The sequence below is a fragment of the Niallia sp. Kr1 genome, assembly GCF_050389805.1.
Taxonomy (GTDB): Bacteria; Bacillota; Bacilli; order Bacillales; family Cytobacillaceae; genus Bacillus_BD.
On the sequence record NZ_CP130945.1, the window covers coordinates 337501 to 355680 of the forward strand.

Annotated in this window: 18 protein-coding genes and 2 pseudogenes; 14 read left to right on the forward strand and 6 right to left on the reverse strand. The window is 36.1% G+C overall.

The genetic code is table 11. The features are described from left to right. The first annotated feature begins 148 nt into the window (after positions 1 to 148). From Q5760_RS01750 to tsaD, 5 genes are all read left to right on the forward strand, one after another. Entirely contained in the window at positions 149 to 1960 is a 1812-nt protein-coding gene (locus tag Q5760_RS01750; RefSeq protein WP_428910568.1) for a DUF4153 domain-containing protein, read from the forward strand. A gap of 350 nt (positions 1961 to 2310) precedes the next feature. Beyond that, on the forward strand, positions 2311 to 2766 hold the full coding sequence (gene tsaE / locus Q5760_RS01755; protein ID WP_428910569.1) for a tRNA (adenosine(37)-N6)-threonylcarbamoyltransferase complex ATPase subunit type 1 TsaE: 456 nt from the start codon (positions 2311 to 2313) through the stop codon (positions 2764 to 2766). Further along, the gene (gene tsaB / locus Q5760_RS01760) at positions 2763 to 3464 is read left to right on the forward strand and encodes a tRNA (adenosine(37)-N6)-threonylcarbamoyltransferase complex dimerization subunit type 1 TsaB (protein WP_428910570.1); all 702 of its coding nucleotides are present in this window, start codon (positions 2763 to 2765) and stop codon (positions 3462 to 3464) included. Before tsaE ends, tsaB begins: the two co-directional genes overlap by 4 nt. Before the next feature lie 35 nt (positions 3465 to 3499). Beyond that, entirely contained in the window at positions 3500 to 3949 is a 450-nt protein-coding gene (gene rimI / locus Q5760_RS01765) for a ribosomal protein S18-alanine N-acetyltransferase (protein ID WP_428910571.1), read from the forward strand. Next, positions 3949 to 4977, forward strand: a complete 1029-nt coding sequence (gene tsaD / locus Q5760_RS01770; protein WP_428910572.1) for a tRNA (adenosine(37)-N6)-threonylcarbamoyltransferase complex transferase subunit TsaD — start codon at positions 3949 to 3951, stop codon at positions 4975 to 4977. Before rimI ends, tsaD begins: the two co-directional genes overlap by 1 nt. Positions 4978 to 5304: 327 nt before the next feature. On the opposite strand, the gene Q5760_RS01775 is transcribed toward tsaD, so the two are convergent. Both Q5760_RS01775 and Q5760_RS01780 read right to left on the reverse strand, forming a co-directional pair. Further along, positions 5305 to 5487 (reverse strand): hypothetical protein, encoded by a 183-nt coding sequence (locus Q5760_RS01775; protein WP_428910573.1) that lies wholly within the window; start codon positions 5485 to 5487, stop codon positions 5305 to 5307. Between the two features lie 64 nt (positions 5488 to 5551). Next, positions 5552 to 7471, reverse strand: coding sequence for an ABC-F family ATP-binding cassette domain-containing protein (locus Q5760_RS01780; RefSeq protein WP_428910574.1), 1920 nt, complete (start codon positions 7469 to 7471; stop codon positions 5552 to 5554). 182 nt (positions 7472 to 7653) lie between these two features. Between Q5760_RS01780 and moaC the strand changes: the two genes are divergently transcribed. After that, complete coding sequence (gene moaC, locus Q5760_RS01785) at positions 7654 to 8145, forward strand: cyclic pyranopterin monophosphate synthase MoaC (RefSeq protein ID WP_428910575.1); 492 nt, start codon at positions 7654 to 7656, stop codon at positions 8143 to 8145. A 38-nt stretch (positions 8146 to 8183) separates the two neighbouring features. Further along, positions 8184 to 8849, forward strand: a complete 666-nt coding sequence (locus Q5760_RS01790) for a redox-sensing transcriptional repressor Rex (protein ID WP_428910576.1) — start codon at positions 8184 to 8186, stop codon at positions 8847 to 8849. A gap of 11 nt (positions 8850 to 8860) precedes the next feature. Here the strand turns inward: Q5760_RS01790 and Q5760_RS01795 are convergent, their stop codons facing one another. Then, positions 8861 to 9067, reverse strand: coding sequence for a YdiK family protein (locus Q5760_RS01795; protein ID WP_428910577.1), 207 nt, complete (start codon positions 9065 to 9067; stop codon positions 8861 to 8863). 32 nt (positions 9068 to 9099) lie between these two features. Next, entirely contained in the window at positions 9100 to 9780 is a 681-nt protein-coding gene (locus tag Q5760_RS01800) for a lysostaphin resistance A-like protein (RefSeq protein ID WP_428910578.1), read from the reverse strand. Positions 9781 to 10028: 248 nt separating this feature from the next. On the opposite strand from Q5760_RS01800, the gene groES reads away from it, so the two are divergent. Next, positions 10029 to 10313 carry a co-chaperone GroES gene (gene groES / locus Q5760_RS01805; protein WP_428910579.1) on the forward strand — a complete coding sequence of 95 codons (285 nt, stop codon included), beginning with the start codon at positions 10029 to 10031 and terminating at the stop codon, positions 10311 to 10313. Between the two features lie 47 nt (positions 10314 to 10360). After that, positions 10361 to 11986: a chaperonin GroEL gene (groL, locus tag Q5760_RS01810; RefSeq protein ID WP_428910580.1), complete on the forward strand. Its 1626-nt coding sequence runs from the start codon at positions 10361 to 10363 to the stop codon at positions 11984 to 11986. Between the two features lie 614 nt (positions 11987 to 12600). Here groL and Q5760_RS01815 read toward each other — a convergent pair. After that, on the reverse strand, positions 12601 to 12963 hold the full coding sequence (locus Q5760_RS01815; RefSeq protein WP_428910581.1) for a DUF4363 family protein: 363 nt from the start codon (positions 12961 to 12963) through the stop codon (positions 12601 to 12603). 75 nt (positions 12964 to 13038) lie between these two features. Here Q5760_RS01815 and Q5760_RS01820 point away from each other — a divergent pair, with 75 nt between their 5' ends. Beyond that, positions 13039 to 13743: a YetF domain-containing protein gene (locus tag Q5760_RS01820; RefSeq protein ID WP_428910582.1), complete on the forward strand. Its 705-nt coding sequence runs from the start codon at positions 13039 to 13041 to the stop codon at positions 13741 to 13743. Between the two features lie 732 nt (positions 13744 to 14475). On the opposite strand, the gene Q5760_RS01825 is transcribed toward Q5760_RS01820, so the two are convergent. Next, positions 14476 to 14625 (reverse strand): hypothetical protein, encoded by a 150-nt coding sequence (locus Q5760_RS01825; RefSeq protein ID WP_428910583.1) that lies wholly within the window; start codon positions 14623 to 14625, stop codon positions 14476 to 14478. 351 nt (positions 14626 to 14976) lie between these two features. Here Q5760_RS01825 and Q5760_RS01830 point away from each other — a divergent pair, with 351 nt between their 5' ends. The 4 genes and pseudogenes from Q5760_RS01830 to Q5760_RS01845 all read left to right on the forward strand — a co-directional run. Continuing rightward, positions 14977 to 15471 (forward strand): fasciclin domain-containing protein, encoded by a 495-nt coding sequence (locus Q5760_RS01830; RefSeq protein WP_428910584.1) that lies wholly within the window; start codon positions 14977 to 14979, stop codon positions 15469 to 15471. Positions 15472 to 16510: 1039 nt separating this feature from the next. Continuing rightward, a complete protein-coding gene (locus tag Q5760_RS01835) occupies positions 16511 to 17110 on the forward strand; it encodes a nitroreductase family protein (RefSeq protein WP_428910585.1) in 600 nt (199 codons plus the stop codon). 80 nt (positions 17111 to 17190) lie between these two features. Then, a pseudogene (locus Q5760_RS01840) lies at positions 17191 to 17574 on the forward strand (family 1 glycosylhydrolase); the annotation flags it as partial. A gap of 134 nt (positions 17575 to 17708) precedes the next feature. After that, positions 17709 to 18080: pseudogene (locus Q5760_RS01845) on the forward strand (family 1 glycosylhydrolase); the annotation flags it as partial. Positions 18081 to 18180 lie beyond the last annotated feature (100 nt).

Below are 18180 nucleotides of genomic sequence, written 5' to 3' on the forward strand. Positions count from 1 at the left end.
TCGATATAGACAATTACTTAAAATAAGTGTAATTTGAAGGTGAAGGAATCTTATTTCTTCTAAACCTCAAAAAATTCAATTATTATCCGACTCATCTAGTGCTCGATCCAGAATAGTAGAATCTAGTTGCTAAAGCACAAATAAATAGATGGAAGAAGGGAATGACATGAAGTTCCTCACATTTTTTAAGGACCGTCTCAAAGGACTAACGGACGCCATTACTCGCTATCCACTAACAACTATAATTCTCATCATAGCGTCCATTATTAATGCAATTGACATTAATAGTGAAAAGGACCTCTCTAAAATTCTTTTAACATTGATTATTGGTGTTTTTCTTAGTGCAGTTGCTCAAGTGAGTTTTGAACGCTTCTTTTTAAAACCATCCACCCGCTATCTACTGATGGGAATCGTCATCCTTATGACTGGTGGGTATTATTTAATTATTGGTCCCGCTTCCACGTTAGGATTGGAATTGATGATTCGGACTTCAGTAGCTTTATTTGCTTTATTATTTGCGTTTATTTGGATACCGGTCATTAAGAGTAAGGTCAGTTTTAATCAAAGCTTTATGATTTCCTTTAAATCTATTTTTAACTCTTTGTTTTTTTCAGGTGTGATTTATGGCGGAATTACGATTATTATTACTGCCGTTGACCAACTCATTTTTTCAGTGGATTATAAAGCATACGCACATGGAGCCAGTTTGATTTTTATCTTATTTGCACCTATGTACTTTCTATCGCTTATTCCGACTTTTCCAGGAAAAAGCAGTGAAAATAATGATGAAGTAAAGAATCATCGACTTACTTTGGTCGAAAGGGCCGCGAACTGTCCAAAGTTTTTTGAAGTGTTAATATCCTACATCATTATTCCATTGATTGCTGTTTATACAGTCATTTTAATCATCTATATCATTCAAAACATCGGGGGCGAATTTTGGAGCGATAACTTACTAGAACCGATGATTGTTTCTTATTCCATAACGATTATTGTCGTTTATTTATTAACAAGCGAAATTAAAAATAAATTCACGGTTTTATTTAGAAGCGTTTTACCTAAAATTCTTATACCCATTGTGATATTCCAAGTGGTCTCATCAATCTTGAGCTTAAGTAATACAGGGGTTACTCACACCCGCTATTATGTCATCCTTTATGGAGTATTTGCATTAATCGCCAGTGTGTGCTTTAGTCTATTGCCTGTGAGAAAAAATGGGATTGTGGCAGCCTTATTGATCGTATTTTCTCTTTTTTCCACTCTTCCTCCAGTTGATGCCTTTACAATAAGTAAATCAAGTCAACGTGCAACCGTTGAGGAAGTATTGATTGCCAATCATATGTTGGAAAACAATACAGTACAACCAAATGGGAATATCTCGAATGATGATAAACAGATCATTACAAGAGCCATGGAATATTTAAATCGAATGGATTATGTAAAAGAGTTAGAATGGCTACCAGAGGATTTTAATTATTATGAGGATTTTTCAAATACATTTGGTTTTCAAGAGTATTATGGACAACAAAAGGAGAAAGACTTTGTATATGTATCCTTAGATCCAAATACCGCTATTCCCATTACTGGATATGATGTGCTTATAAACTCAAATATTTATTTTTATCCTAATGAAAAAAATATCGATGTGCATGATATTAAGTTTGAGAGTAATAATGGAGAAGCCTATACCTTAGTGAAAGAAGTATTGGGGGATGAGGTTCATTATACGGTGTACACTGAGGATAAAGAGGAAGTTATTCGATTTGAAACGGAAGTAATTATGGATAAGTTCTATGATTATCAAACAAGCAAGGAATTTCTACCGGTTGAAGAGCTTACCTTTACTTCAGAAAATGATCGTGCCTCTATAAAAATCATCGCTCAAAATGTGAATATCGACAGAATGTCTGAAGAAACAAGTTATATGTTGGATCTTTATGTATTTGTTGATATTAAATAAACGAAGGGGGTAGGTTTTACATCTATCCCCTCTGTAGTTAGAAGGTATAAGTTTTTTAAAGTTAGATTGGTGTCTAGAACCAGATCCTAGTGAACTTCCCGCTGCTTCTGCAACGATTGAATCAACATCGATTCGCACTAGCATGCTTATCGTGTTTCCTTTATCTCAAGGTAGAACTTTGACTAAAGACCGCAACGTCCTGTGACGAATGTCGATGTCTGCATATCCTCTGCATGTCAGTCCATATGGGGCAGGAAAAGGTGCTTCCGCATTTCTAGTTTCGTTTGTTTTTCTAGTACATGGATGCTAATATGAAAAGATGATAGTATGAATTAAGGTGATGGACAAGTATGGAATTTGAATGGATGTCTAATACAGTCGAAGATACAATGAGTTTTTCTAAACACCTAGCCACTCTCCTACAACCTGGAGATGTCATTACATTGGAAGGCGATTTAGGTGCGGGAAAAACAGCTTTTACGAAAGGGTTAGCCCTTGGACTCGGAATACATAGAAATGTGAATAGCCCTACTTTTACGATTATAAAAGAATATCAAGGAACAACCATGCCTCTTTACCATATGGATGTTTATCGTTTAGAGGATGCGTTTGAGGACCTTGGCTTTGATGAGTATTTTGATGGGAATGGTGTTACGGTAGTGGAATGGGCTCATTTAATAGAGGAACAACTACCAGAGGAACGATTAAATATTTTTATCTACCATCAAGGAGAAGATACTCGCAAACTTATGTTTAAACCATTTGGTAAAAGATATGTGGAGTTATGTAAGGAGATTTTTTCATGAATGTACTAGCTTTGGATACATCGAATTATTCATTAGGGGTTGCACTCATCAATGATGAAAAAGTAATCGGCGAATATATGACAAATATGAAAAAAAATCACTCAGTACGTGTTATGCCAGCCATCGAGCGATTATTGAGTGATTGTGATATGAAACCTTCTGATATTAATAAGATTGTCGTAGCAAAAGGTCCTGGTTCTTACACAGGAGTGCGGATTGGGGTTACGATTGCGAAAACATTGGCGTGGACATTAAATATTCCATTAGTGGGAGTATCAAGTCTAGAGGTTTTAGCCGCGAGCGTAGGAAGGCATTTCAGTGGTTTTGTATCTCCTTTGTTTGATGCACGACGGGGGCAAATTTATACGGGATTGTACCAATTTAAAAATGGACAAATTGAAGCGATTCTTAATGATCAAATTCTGCTTTCCGTTCATTGGGCAGAACAATTAAAGAAGTATGAAGAGAAGATCCTTTTTGTAGGTGGAGATACCCATCTTCATATGGATGGACTCAAAGAAGCTTTAGGAGACCTAGCGGTGATGGCTGAGGTAACGGAGCATAATCCTCGACCATCAGAGTTGGCTTTACTTGGTAAGGATAAGCCTGGTGAAGATATACACACCTTTGTCCCGAATTATATTCGGTTAGCCGAGGCTGAGGCTAAGTGGATAGAAGCACAAAAACAAGGGCAATAGGCGACAGTAGTTATGTAAGATTGGATGATGTTAGGATGGAATCGGCAGTTACATTTAGAAGGATGGAAATGGAAGATCTTGATCAGATCATGATCATTGAGCATGAATCATTTACAATCCCATGGAGTAAAGAGGCTTTTTACAATGAGCTAACAAAAAACAATCATGCTTTATATATAGTTGCCGTTGTAGGGGAGCAAGTTGTTGGATACTGTGGAGTGTGGCTTGTTTTAGATGAAGCACATGTAACCAATATCGCGATTCTTCCACAGTACAGGGGGAAGAAAATAGGCGAATCCTTAATGGGGACCGTAATTGAAACGGTTAAAGAGAGAGGGGCAAGAACCATGACGCTTGAAGTGAGGGCATCCAACGTAATCGCTCAATCTCTTTATCGGAAATTTGGATTTCAAACAGGTGGATTACGAAAAGGATATTATTCAGATAATCATGAAGATGCTTTAGTAATGTGGGTGAATTTTTAATGAAAAAAAATCTATTGGTAATGGGAATTGAAACAAGTTGTGATGAAACATCCGTTTCAATTGTAAGAAACGGCAAAGAGATTCTTTCAAATATTGTTTCTTCTCAAATTGAAAGTCATAAACGTTTTGGCGGCGTTGTACCTGAAATTGCCTCTCGTCATCATGTTGAGCAAATTACCATTGTGTTAGAAGAGGCGATGAAAGAGGCGAGTGTTTCTTATGAAGATCTGGATGCAATCGCCGTTACAGAAGGTCCTGGGCTTGTGGGAGCCTTATTGATTGGTGTCAATGCTGCAAAGGCAGTGGCTTTTGCACATGGGATTCCACTTGTGTCCGTCCATCACATTGCTGGTCATATTTATGCCAACCGTCTTGTGAAGGAAATGGAATTTCCGTTATTAGCACTAGTGGTGTCAGGTGGTCATACTGAACTCGTTTATATGAAAGACCATGGTCAGTTTGAAGTGATTGGTGAAACAAGGGATGATGCGGCTGGGGAAGCGTATGATAAAGTAGCCAGAACGCTACAAATGCCATACCCAGGCGGTCCTCATATTGATCGACTTGCTGCAACAGGTGAGGTCACTGTGGATTTACCACGAGCATGGCTCGAGGAAGGATCCTATGATTTTAGTTTTAGTGGATTAAAGTCAGCAGTTATTAACACTGTCCACAACGCTGAACAGCGAGGGGAAACCATTAAACCGGAAGATTTAGCTGCAAGTTTTCAAGAAAGTGTAGTAGACGTTTTAGTGACGAAAACCCTTCAAGCGGTGAAGGAATATCCTGTAAAACAAGTATTGCTAGCAGGTGGTGTAGCGGCTAACCAAGGTCTTCGCACTGCATTAACTGCCGCATTTGCTGAAATCCCAGAGCTGGATTTAGTAATCCCACCATTAAGGTTGTGTGGGGATAATGCGGCTATGATTGCAGCTGCAGGTACGGTCTTATTTGAAAAAGGGCATCGTGCGGAAATGAATTTGAACGCAAATCCTGGATTAGACATAACGTTATACAATGAATGGTAAAACTCCTATTTCTAGGAGTTTTTTTATGGATAAAACTTGTGGATATTTGAATTTTCAAATGAGTTATCAACAGTTTTTAAGATAGAAAAGAAAAAAATGTCAATAGTTTGGTTTAAATTTGTTGATAAGCATATAATTCTGTTGATAATGTGGATAAGTTTGTGCATAACTGTGGATTTTGTGGAAAAGTGTAAGGGAATCAGGAGTATTAATAAAATGCCCTGTGTATAAGTATGTGGAAAAGAAAAATCCCCTATGTATGTTCTCAGAAGAAATAAAAAAGCTGTCTCAAAAGTAGAGTGACACCTTCTGAGACAGCCTGTTGTTTTACCTTCCTATGATGTCCTTAATTCCTTTATAAATAAGATAAAGGGAGAATACTAAAATTGCGAGGACACCAATAACGTCTGTAACTGGGGCTATACCTGCAAAAAATCCAGTTAAAGGAGCGTTTACGAGTGTAAAACCAGCAATGATTCCAGCTAACATTAATAGGATGAATCGATCCATAATGGTCCACCCCCTCTCCCTACAATATATGTACAGGGTAGGGGGTGGTTACAACTAAACCCTTTTATTCCTCTGATAATAACGTCCATTCTTCCATTAATTCTTCAATTTCTTGCTTCCATTTCTCTATTTGTTCGTTTAACTCTAGTGATTTCACATGGTCTTGGAATACTTCTGGGTCGCATAGAAACTGTTCATTTTTATCCACAGCTTGTTCAAGCTCTTCAATTCGGTTTTCGATCTGTTCAATTCTTCTCTGACGCTGTCTTTCTAATTTTTTCGCTTCCTTATCTTGTTGATAAGTGTTTTTTTCAGGTGCATTTGAAGTGACCTTTTGTTGGGGGGATTCAAGTGCCTGTAACTCCTCCTGCTCCAACTTCTTTTCGATATAATAATTGTAATCTCCTAAATACTCCGTAACACCCGTGTTGCTTAATTCAACTACTTTTGAAGCAATTCTGTTGATAAAATAACGGTCATGAGAAACGAAAAGGATTGTACCGGGATAGTCAATTAACGCATTTTCTAGTATTTCTTTACTATCTAAATCCAGATGGTTTGTGGGCTCGTCCAATATTAATAAATTGGCTTTTTCCATCATCAATTTAGCTAAGGCTAATCGTGCTTTTTCACCTCCGCTTAAAGATGAAACAATTTTTAATACATCATCACCAGAAAATAAAAAGTTTCCTAGAACTGTACGGATATCCTTTTCATTATGTAAAGGATAATCGTCCCAAAGTTCCTTAAGGACCGTTTTATTAGATGTTAAATCCGCTTGTTGTTGGTCGTAATAACCAATGGACACATTCGTTCCGCGTTTAATCTCGCCACTTAAAGCTGGAAGTTTATCTACAATGGTTTTTAATAATGTGGATTTACCCACACCATTTGGTCCCACTAAAGCGATGCTTTCACTTCTCGTTATACGAAGATTAATGTCAGTGGAAATGACTTCTTCTTTGTAGCCGATACTAACAGTTCCAATCTGAAGAACTTCATTACCAGATTGTTTTTCAATATCAAAATGGAAAGATGCGGATTTTTCATCCCCTAAGGGGCGGTCCATCAATTCCATTCGCTCCAACTGCTTTCGACGACTCTGTGCTCGTTTTGTTGTCGAGGCACGTGCCAGGTTTCGTTGGATAAAATCCTGTAACTTTGCAACTTCATCTTGTTGCTTTTCGAACAATTTCATGTCGCGTTCATAGTTTTCAGCCTTTTTTTCTAAATAATAGCTATAGTTCCCAGGGTACTTGGATATTTGATGGCGTGAAATTTCATACACTTGGTTTACTACTTTATCAAGGAAGTAGCGGTCATGAGAAACAATGACGATCGCGCCATCGTACCCTTGCAAATATTGTTCCAGCCAAGATAATGTTTCGATATCTAGATGGTTCGTCGGTTCGTCGAGAATCAAAATGTCGGGTTTAGATAATAATAATTTACCAAGAGCGAGTCTTGTTTTTTGACCTCCACTTAAACTAGATATGGTAGTGCTATAATCAAATGAATGGAAATTTAATCCATGTAGAACCGAGCGAATATCGGCTTCAAATTGGTAGCCACCTTTATCTTTAAATTCAACCTGTAAGAGGTCGTATTCCTTTAAAACTTTTTCATATTCTGATGGATTTTCAAACAAGGAAGGATCGGCCATTTTCTGCTCGAGCTTTCTTAACGTTTTTTCAAGACTACGTAATTCATCAAAAACGGAAAGCATTTCATCCCATATGGAAAGGGAGGATTCAAGCCCTGTATCTTGTGCTAAGTAGCCAATCTTAACATCTTTAGGTTTAATGATTTCTCCAGAATCGTAGGATAGATGACCTGCTATTATTTTTAACAACGTTGATTTACCAGCACCATTTCTTCCTACGAGTGCGATTCGATCGCGAGTTTGGACTTCGAGTTTTATATTTGACAAAATGATGTCAGCACCATAATATTTACATAACTGATTTACTTGCATTAAAATCATGTTTATTTTCACCTCTATAGTAATAGATTAACCCATTCACAAATTCACAGCAATATAAAGAAAATGAATCTTACATAGTGAATAATAATAATTTTCATATAAAAATAACTATTGTGAAATAAAGTACAAATAAAAGGACAACTGAGCTAAATTAATGTATGATAAATAAAAGAGGTGAGAGTATGGCTGAGTTTACGCATTTTAATGATCAAGGTAGAGCAAAAATGGTTGATGTGAGTGATAAACCTGAATCATTTCGAACCGCTTTAGCAGTATCAAGTATTATCGTAAATCAAAAAATTTATGATAAAATAACGAATAATCAGATGAAAAAGGGAGACGTTTTAGGCGTTGCCCAAGTTGCTGGTGTTATGGCAGCAAAAAAAACATGGGACATTATTCCAATGTGCCATCCGCTTTCTCTAACAGGAATTGACATTGATTTTTCATGGGAAAATAATCATGACGAATACATTCTTCATATTCAAGCCTTTGTTAAAACAAAGGGCAGTACAGGTGTAGAAATGGAGGCACTTACCGCTGCGTCTGTATGCGCATTAACTGTGTATGATATGTGCAAAGCCGTTGATAAAGGGATGATTATTGGTAAAACCTATCTTGTAGAGAAAACTGGCGGTAAAAATGGTGATTTTAAAAGGGAAGAAAACAGATAATAACCTTAAAAAATAAATGTAAAGAGAGGGGGGTATATATGGCAAATGAACCGGCTAAAATACCACAAGCAACTGCAAAAAGATTGCCATTATACTATCGATTTTTAACAAATTTAGCTGCTTCTGGAAAGCAACGAGTATCATCAGCAGAGTTAAGTGAAGCTGTAAAGGTTGACTCTGCTACGATACGAAGGGATTTCTCTTATTTTGGTGCATTAGGAAAAAAGGGATATGGCTATAATGTCCAATATTTACTAAGCTTTTTCCGTAAAACTTTGGATCAAGATGAGTTAACCAAAGTTGCCTTAATAGGGGTTGGTAATCTCGGAACTGCTTTTCTAAACTACAATTTCATGAAAAATAACAATACCAAAATAGCAGTAGGGTTTGATGTTTCATCAGATAAAGTTGGAAAATCAATCGGAAATGTACCGATCTACCATATGGATGAGATTGAAAAGGTAATAGAAGAACAGGGGATAGAAGTAGCGATCCTAACCATTCCAGCTCAAGTCGCACAACCTGTAACGGATCGTTTATTAGACGCGAAGGTTAGAGCAATCCTTAACTTTACACCTGCTCGTTTAACGGTTCCTGCCCATGTTCGTGTTCATCATATCGATTTAGCCGTTGAGCTTCAAGCACTTGTTTACTTTTTAAAACATTATTCGATAGAAGAAGCGGAAATAGTAGAAGAAGAATAAAAAAATGAGCTCTACGGCTCATTTTTTTGTTTTTTTAGGATAAAGTGTATCTTGATCATTCGTAATCCAGAACCAAAGTCAAATGTAGCGAGAATAACTAATAAGATGGAGAAAAAACTCCAGCCGCCATCTGAATTAACGTATTGAATAGCTAAAAGAGTAAAAATGATTCCAAGGACAACATAAATGATGCCTGAAAACAGTGGTGATCTTCTCAAGTTCAGTCCTCCAATAATGTTTTGTATCGTTTTTATAAATTTTGCATCAAGTTTGGATTTAATTGTAGAATCACCACGATGGTATTCATGGCAACATGGGTAAAAATCGGTACAAGTATTCGTTTTGTTTTAACATAGAGAAAAGCAAATGTAAAACCCATTGCTCCGTATAAAATCAGATGCTCCGGCTCCCCGTGTGCAATTGAAAAGATAAGGGAACTAATTAAAGCGGATAGAAAGAAATTTAACTTTTTATATAGAACGCCAAATAAAATTTTCCGAAATACGATTTCTTCTAATATGGGTCCAATAATCGATGTAATGATGATCACTAGTGGTGCCATCTGTATTAATCCAACGATTTGTTGGGTATTTTCAGAACCCATTTCTATCCCAAGGGCAAGTTCTATCGTAGCAGCAACCGTTTGCGCGAAAAAGGCAAGAAAAACCCCACCTATTCCCCAATAGATTGATTCAATCGGTGAAGCCGCTTCCTGATTCCGAATCGGATCAAACATCTCTTTTCGTAAAGAAATCAGGATAAGAATGAAAGCAATGCTAAAGCTCATCAATATCCATGAGGTAACGGCATTCCCGGGAGTAATCGAATATCCAATCATATCACTAGTAAAGAGAAGAAGTGTTGGCCCAATAATCCCCGATAAGTGCATGGCTATGTAAATGATTAATACAAGTATATATTCTCTTTTCAAAATGAGAGTTCTCCTTTTATTATGCAATTCTAACCCATTTTACCAATAATAGCAGTGGTTCATCAAATAGAAGCTATTATGTTTGAAAAATGAAGAAGTTGTAAAGAATATTTTTTGTGTAAATTTATATGTTCAGACTTGCAAAAAATAATTAAATTGATTAATATAATAACTGTGTTAGCACTCGGTTGCGCTGAGTGCTAATAAATTAAAAATATTACATAAATGATTTGAGGAGGTTGTTTCAATTGTTAAAGCCACTAGGTGATCGCATTATCATTGAACCAATTGCATCAGAAGAAAAAACTGCAAGCGGTATTGTTTTACCAGACAGTGCTAAAGAAAAACCACAAGAAGGTAAGGTTGTAGCTGTAGGAACTGGACGTGTACTAGATAATGGTGAACGTGTCGCAATCGAAGTTTCAGTTGGTGATCGCATTATCTTCTCAAAATATGCAGGAACTGAAGTTAAATACGAAGGTACTGAATATTTAATCGTACGTGAAAATGATATTCTAGCTGTCATTCAATAATCATCTTTTGACTTAGTTTATAACAAATAATAGGAGGTTTATTCATAATGGCTAAAGATATTAAATTTAGTGAAGACGCTCGTCGCGCGATGCTACGTGGGGTTGACGCTTTAGCAGATGCTGTAAAAGTAACTCTTGGACCAAAAGGTCGTAACGTAGTTCTTGAGAAAAAATTTGGTTCTCCATTAATCACTAACGATGGTGTAACGATCGCGAAAGAAATCGAATTAGAAGATGCTTTCGAAAACATGGGTGCTAAACTTGTAGCAGAAGTAGCTAGCAAAACAAATGATATTGCTGGGGACGGTACTACAACTGCAACTGTACTTGCTCAAGCAATGATTCGTGAAGGACTTAAAAACGTAACTGCTGGTGCAAACCCAATGGGCATCCGTAAAGGGATTGACAAAGCGATTAAAACAGCTGTTGAAGAATTAAAGGCTATTTCCAAACAAATCGAAGGAAAAGAATCCATTGCACAAGTTGCTTCAATCTCTTCAGATGACGCAAATGTTGGTGAATTAATTGCTGAAGCAATGGAACGCGTTGGTAACGATGGTGTTATCACAATTGAAGAATCAAAAGGTTTTGCAACAGAATTAGATGTAGTAGAAGGTATGCAATTTGACCGTGGATACGCTTCTCCATACATGGTAACAGATTCTGACAAAATGGAAGCTATTCTTGATAATCCATATATCTTAATCACTGACAAGAAAATCTCTAGTATTCAAGAAATCTTACCAGTTCTTGAGCAAGTTGTTCAACAAGGTAAGCCATTATTATTGATTGCTGAAGATGTTGAAGGTGAAGCTCTTGCTACATTAGTAGTAAACAAACTTCGCGGAACATTCAATGCAGTAGCGGTTAAAGCTCCTGGATTCGGTGACCGTCGTAAAGCAATGCTTGAAGATATCGCTATCTTAACTGGTGGTCAAGTAATCACTGAGGATCTTGGTTTAGATCTTAAAGCAGCAACAATTGATCAATTAGGTCGCGCTGCGAAAGTAGTGGTTTCTAAAGAAAACACTACAATCGTTGAAGGTGCTGGCGAAAGCTCACAAATCGCTGCTCGTGTAAACCAAATCCGTGTTCAATTAGAAGAAACAACTTCTGATTTTGACCGTGAAAAATTACAAGAGCGCCTAGCTAAATTAGCTGGTGGTGTAGCAGTAATCAAAGTGGGTGCTGCAACTGAAACTGAATTAAAAGAACGTAAACTACGTATTGAAGATGCTCTAAATGCTACTCGCGCAGCTGTTGAAGAAGGTATCGTAGCTGGTGGAGGTACTGCATTAGTAGAAATCTATAATAAAGTAGCAGCTATTCAAGCAGAAGGCGACGAAGCTACTGGTGTTAAAATCGTATTACGTGCGATTGAAGAACCAGTTCGTCAAATCGCTGAAAATGCTGGACTTGAAGGCTCAGTTATTGTAGAACACTTAAAGAATGAAAAACCAGGAGTTGGCTTTAACGCTGCAACTGGAGAATGGGTAAACATGGTTGAAGTTGGTATCGTTGACCCAACTAAAGTTACTCGTTCTGCACTTCAAAACGCAGGAAGTGTTGCGGCTATGTTCTTAACAACTGAAGCAGTAATTGCTGACAAACCAGAACCAGCAGGCTCAGCTCCAGCAATGCCTGACATGGGCGGAATGGGCGGAATGATGTAGGTCAACACGATGTCGGTCACTCGGATGTTGCCATAGGACGTGGCGGTTTAGTCCGAGTTCCGCTATCCAACCCATGAAAGATAAGAGGTTGTGAGTAAGGTGAGAGTGTAATGCTAGCATTTTATTCATACCAAGAACTGTAAAAGAGGCTTCTCATAAGTTCACTGAACTTTTTGGGAAGCCTCTTTTTCCATTCCTTGGGTGACGGGAAGGTAGACATTTTTTGTAATTTAATCATCAGAGTGACCAAGTCTGTCCATGATTTGTTCGGGTACTACACTGTCTTCTATTAACAGTGATGTGTGAGTCTGTGTTTAAGAATGCGGTGTTAATTCTGAATTCAAATTGGCAATGCTTGACGATCTTTTCATTCGATTTTGAACGGTCTTAATGATGATGGGATAACCATTCTCCATTTTTGAAAAGATGGGGCTTTGTCATAGTAAGCAGCCCCTAATTGTTTAAAGAATTGATTTTGAACTATTTTATGTTCATTTAAAGCGTTAATGTTCTCTTCATCACAGATTTAAATCATTTAGAAAAAAAGCAAAAAAACAAGGCCTCCAAAAAGTCAGCTTTTACTCACTTTTTGGCTTGCCTCTTTTCTTAGTTAATTACCAAACAACAACCTCTCCAAGTCTTCCTTCTATTCTAGTAAATGTAATAAGTGCATCGTTTTTTTCTTCTAAGTTAACTTCTTGTATTAATACAAGTATATCTTGTTTTACAACACTTACATGCTCAAAAGGTCCAAAAAGCTCAAGCATCCACCTCTTTTGCTCAAATAAATTGTGAAGTTTAACAACATCTTTTTTTGCTTCCTGCCAATTCTCTGATTCGATTTGATCTCTAACTTCCTCCATTTGCCTTGTTATAGGGTTGTCAGCACCCTTTAACATTGTATGAATTACACTTAAATTTATAATCACGATAACTAGAAGAATAACTTTAGGCATTTTAGATATACTTTTTCTCAAAATTTTCCCCCCATTGGATTATTATTCGTATTTTACTCAATAATGGGAATAATATGTTTTGGGAGGTATCTAATTTTGATTGATATTATTTTTTTAATAAAAGCTATAATTAGTTTCTTATTTCTCTTTGTATTGACACGTCTAATGGGGGTAAAGCAATTGGCCCAACTCACCTATTTTGATTATATCGTTGGTATCACCATTGGTAACTTCACAGCTAGTATGGTTATCGAACCTGAAATTCGTATGATGGATGCTGTCATAGGAATCACTGTCTGGGGGGTACTTCCAATTTTCCTTAGTTATTTGAGTAGAAAACGTTCTTCATTTCGTAGGCTATTGGAAGGTAGCCCCACCCTAGTAATTGAAAATGGAAAATTTCGTACAGAAGGTTTAATTAAAGAGAATCTTACAGCTCACAACATCATGCTGCTTTTACGTAAAGGCGGTAATTTTAAACTTGAAGATATCGAGCTAGCCATATTGGAGAAGAACGGGGATGTGAGCGTTATCCAGAAGAAAAGTGCCAGAAATGTCACGGTCTCGGATCTAAATCAAACGGAACAATCTCAAAAAGAGCCTCGTGTTTTAATAATTGATGGCTACCTTTTAGAAGGAGTATTAAAAGAACTCAATCTTTCAAAAGACTGGCTCTTAGATGAAATAAAGAAAAAAGGTGCAACTAGTTTACAGGAAGTCTTAATCGCACAGCTACAGCCTGATGGTACCCTTTATGTTGATATTTGGATTAGTGACGTAAACCAACAGCTAAAATCCTGAAAATAGTAAAAAATTTTTTCCTATTAAATCAGTTTTAATTGATTAAAAGCAGCTTGAACAAATACTAGCAATGCCTTCCATGATGGGAAAAATAGACAAAAGTATTTTAGGGTTTAGCGGCCCCTTATTTAACAAATATAAGTTAGAATGAAATCCTCTTTAATATTAATAAAATGCTAACATTTTGCTACGCAATCCAATGAAAAATGATAAATTCTCTTTAAAGATGTTACACCCTAGATTTTCAAAAACCTTGAAATACCACACTTTTAGCACATATTGTTAACGATATTACACACTCTCATCTTACGGGCGCATGATGTAATAAGTCGTTTTACCCCCTGCTATATAAGGATTTTGTAGTGATTTGGTAACAAAATGCTATTATAGGTATATAAAAGAGGCTTCTCATTAGTTGATTAAACTTTTGAGAAGCCTTTTTTTACGTTAGAAGGTGATACATTTTTAATAATCACCGAATGGTCTTCAATCTACTTAATAATTTATGCTTATTGCTGCTTCTGGTTGAAACCAAATAACAATGGCTAATATACTTAACAATTGTGTTTTAATCGGTTCTTCGATTACAGCAATTGAAATGTCCCCCCCTATGACCTAGAATTTCCCAAAAGACGAAGACTGCTTACCACTGCCTAAAAGATGATTCTGATATAGATGAAGAGGGAGAAAATATAGATTCAAAGTCTGAGGATGACTTAGCAAATTCAAATGTCAAATCTGAGCTGAATCAGATGTATCAGAATCAAACCAAGCAGAACATACTGAAGATGACGAATAGGAAATCCCATCTACATCCATCCGGATTAAGACTCCCCTCGTTGTCATGATCATAATATCCTCTTCACCATTTACTACTTTCATGCCAACAAGAGTATTTGAGTGCTAAACATAGTGTGTTTTAGTATTGTTTTAGATTATCTCCACGGTATCGGAATTAACTTAACTTTAAAGAGAGTATTTTTTTGTAGACATTGTTCGATTTACAAGAGGAGAATAGTACAGATTAAATATAGAGATTTTTTTTGATACAGTAATTAATTATTTAAAAGGACGTAAAATTATAGAAAATTTTTGGTTGAAATTAGGATAAATTCATTAATTATTAGAATACTACTTTTTAGAGCGAACTTATTTGAGAGATGATTTTGAATAAAGGAATACAATAGTCATTTGTGTAACTCTATAAAAGATCAATAAAGGAGGAATTTATTTATGTTAAAGAAAAAGTTAGCGATGATGCTGTTTGCTGTTATGCTGGTTCTGTCATTTGAAAGTGGTGTATTTGCTGCGGAGAATTCTGAAACTGAAAAAGATATTGTCGATGTTGCGAAAGAAGCGGGTAATTTCAATACATTGATTACAGCATTAGAAAAAGCTGGTTTGGTTGATACCTTAAAAGGAGAGGGACCCTTTACTGTATTTGCACCAACAGATGAAGCATTTGAAATGCTACTAAAGGAACTAGATATAACAGCAGAAGAGCTATTAGCAAGGGATGATTTGAAGAAAATCCTACTGTATCATGTGGTACCGGGTAAAGTGATGTCTGGAGATTTAAAAGATGGAATGAAGGTCAAAACACTTGCAGATGAAAAAGTGAAAATATCACTAGATCCTGTAATGGTCAATAAAGCAAATGTTGTTAAAGCGGATATAGAAGCGTCTAATGGCGTGATTCATGTTATTGATAAGGTATTGTTACCTTAGAAAAGCTTGTGGATAAGACTGAATCATGTTGATTCAGTCTTATTTTGATTTGGTAACTACTAGTATTAACTCAATTGAGTTAATACTAGTAGTTAGAGTTTTTATAACAAATCGATATTCCTGATTATAATTTCCTTTTTATGACGGGGATGATATAAGGGTTATTTCATTAGGTAAATGGAATGCTTTTCGTGCTAACGGTTGCTATTGTGAAAATTGAAAAGCAAGAGCATAGCAGATCATTTGTTAAACAGTAAAACGATACTATTCAATAGAAAAATCGGGCTAGATCTTTGAAACGCTTTTAAAGAAATATATAGGTGAACACCACTTTGTCTGCGATCACTACTTAAGCCATATAGAATGTGTGGAGATTTTAACATACATCTGCTTGAAATTGCTAACATTTTGCTAACGCAATGAATTGAAAAATGATAATATCAAATTAAAGATGTTACATTAAAAATTTAACAACACCTTGCTATAGCACACTTCACGTATAAATAGTTAAAGATATTACACACTCTCATCTTACGGGCGGCATGATGTAATAACATCAAGAGTGGCGCGGCTTTAAGGAGTCGTGAATCAGCCTTGAAAAATTCGGTATTAACACTTCTTTATATGAAGTAGTGTTACTTACAATTAATTAATATACCAACTACCACTTCTCATGATTTCAAAAATGATGAGAGGTGGTTTTTTTATGCTTTTAAAGTTTTCTTAAGAAGATTTCATTGCAGACAGACAATCATGGACAGAATCGTCTATTGGGAATATATTGGGAATAGTATCACAATTATCCCTTCTCACATACTAGAAGCACAGATGGAGCGGACTGCAGTTTGTGAACACATATTTCTAGTGATACCCGTGCAATTAGATGGGTCTAGTAGAGTGAAAAGTTCATTATATGAAACTAGAAGCGCATAAATTGATTATGCTTTTCTATTTGTTAAACTTACATTTGTAAGACAACAAATCGCCAAGAACCAACAAGGAAAGACAATTATATTTTGAAAAATAAAGGAGATTGATTATGTCAACATTTGTAGAGTTAGTAGAAAAACGCCGTTCGGTTTATGTATTAGGAACCGATAGTCAGTATTCAAAAAAAGAAATTACAGATAGAATTCGCGAGGTTGTTAAACAAGTACCTACAGCTTTCAACAGCCAAACAACACGTGTTGTTGTATTATTCGATGAAGCAAACAATAAATTCTGGGATCATATTTATGATGTTCAAAAAGATATTCTTGAAGGTGACATGTGGGATCTAATGTCAGGAGTTATGACAGGCGCTAAAAATGGGATTGGTACAGTTTTATTCTTTGAAGACCTTGATGCAGCTAAAAAAATGCCGACACAAGGAACACGTACAGAAGCTTATAAACAAAACAACAATGCAAACGCACAATACGCTGTTTGGTTAGCTCTTGCAGAAATAGGCTTAGGCGCAAGCTTACAACACTTTAACATTGGCTATGAACAAGGTTTCGATAAAGCAACTAGAGAAATGTTCAATCTACCAGAAACATACGAAATGATTGCACAAATGCCATTTGGTTCAGTTGAACAAGAAATAGGCGAAAAAGAACATATCGATGCAGACGTTCAAGTAAAAGTTTTTGATAAATAATTTTTTCTTAATTAAGAGCGTTTAGACTCGAAGTCACGCAATATACTATTACAAAATTGAACAGCTCCCTGTCAAGTAGAAAAGGACTTCGTGTTGCTTTAAACGACTTAACTGATCGATATAACGGTATTCCAATCTTTATTGTAGAGAATGGTTTAGGAGCTCGTGATACCTTAACTGAAGTTGGAAAAGTTCATGACCCATACCGTATTGATTACTTACGTGACCATATTAAAGCGATCAAAGATGCGATTGGTGATGGATGTAACATTATGGGTTACACTCCATGGGGATGTATCGACTTAGTGAGCATGGGAGACGCTCAAATGACTAAACGTTATGGATTTGTTTATGTAGACGCTGATGATGAAGGAAACGGATCTTATGATCGTTACCGTAAAGATTCATTCTACTGGTATCAACGTGTTATTGAAACAAACGGAGGAGATTTAGGAGAAGAGTAATTCTCCTAAAAGGATTGTCTACATCAGATATGACAGCCTATAAAGATCCATAAGCTGGAGGGTCTTTAGATAATTTCACCTTTAATGGTAATACTGTAGAACTTGAAGAATACCTAATGAATCCTGATAAATATTTATTTCCGAAGCGTTGGGGAATTGACTTTTACCATCGATATAAAGGAGATATTACGCTATTTGCAGAAATGGGTTTTAAAACTTTTCGTTTATCCATCGCATGGCCACGTATTTTCCCTACTGGTCTAGAAGAAGAACCAAACGAAAAAGGATTGGAATTTTACGATAAGGTATTTGATGAATGTGCAAAACATGGAATTGAGCCTTTAGTAACCATGTCTCATTATGAAATGCCACTTGAATTAACGAAAAAGTATAATGGTTGGATGAGCCGTGAATTAATTCCTCTATTTGAAAAATACGCAATTACGTTGTTTAATCGTTATAAAAACAAAGTGAAATATTGGATTACGTTTAATGAAATGAATATGAATGGTTCTCTAGAAATTATTCGAAAAGATTCATTCTATTGGTTCCAAGAAGTTATAGCATCTAATGGATAAAATTTATAATTATTCAACAGGAAGGGGG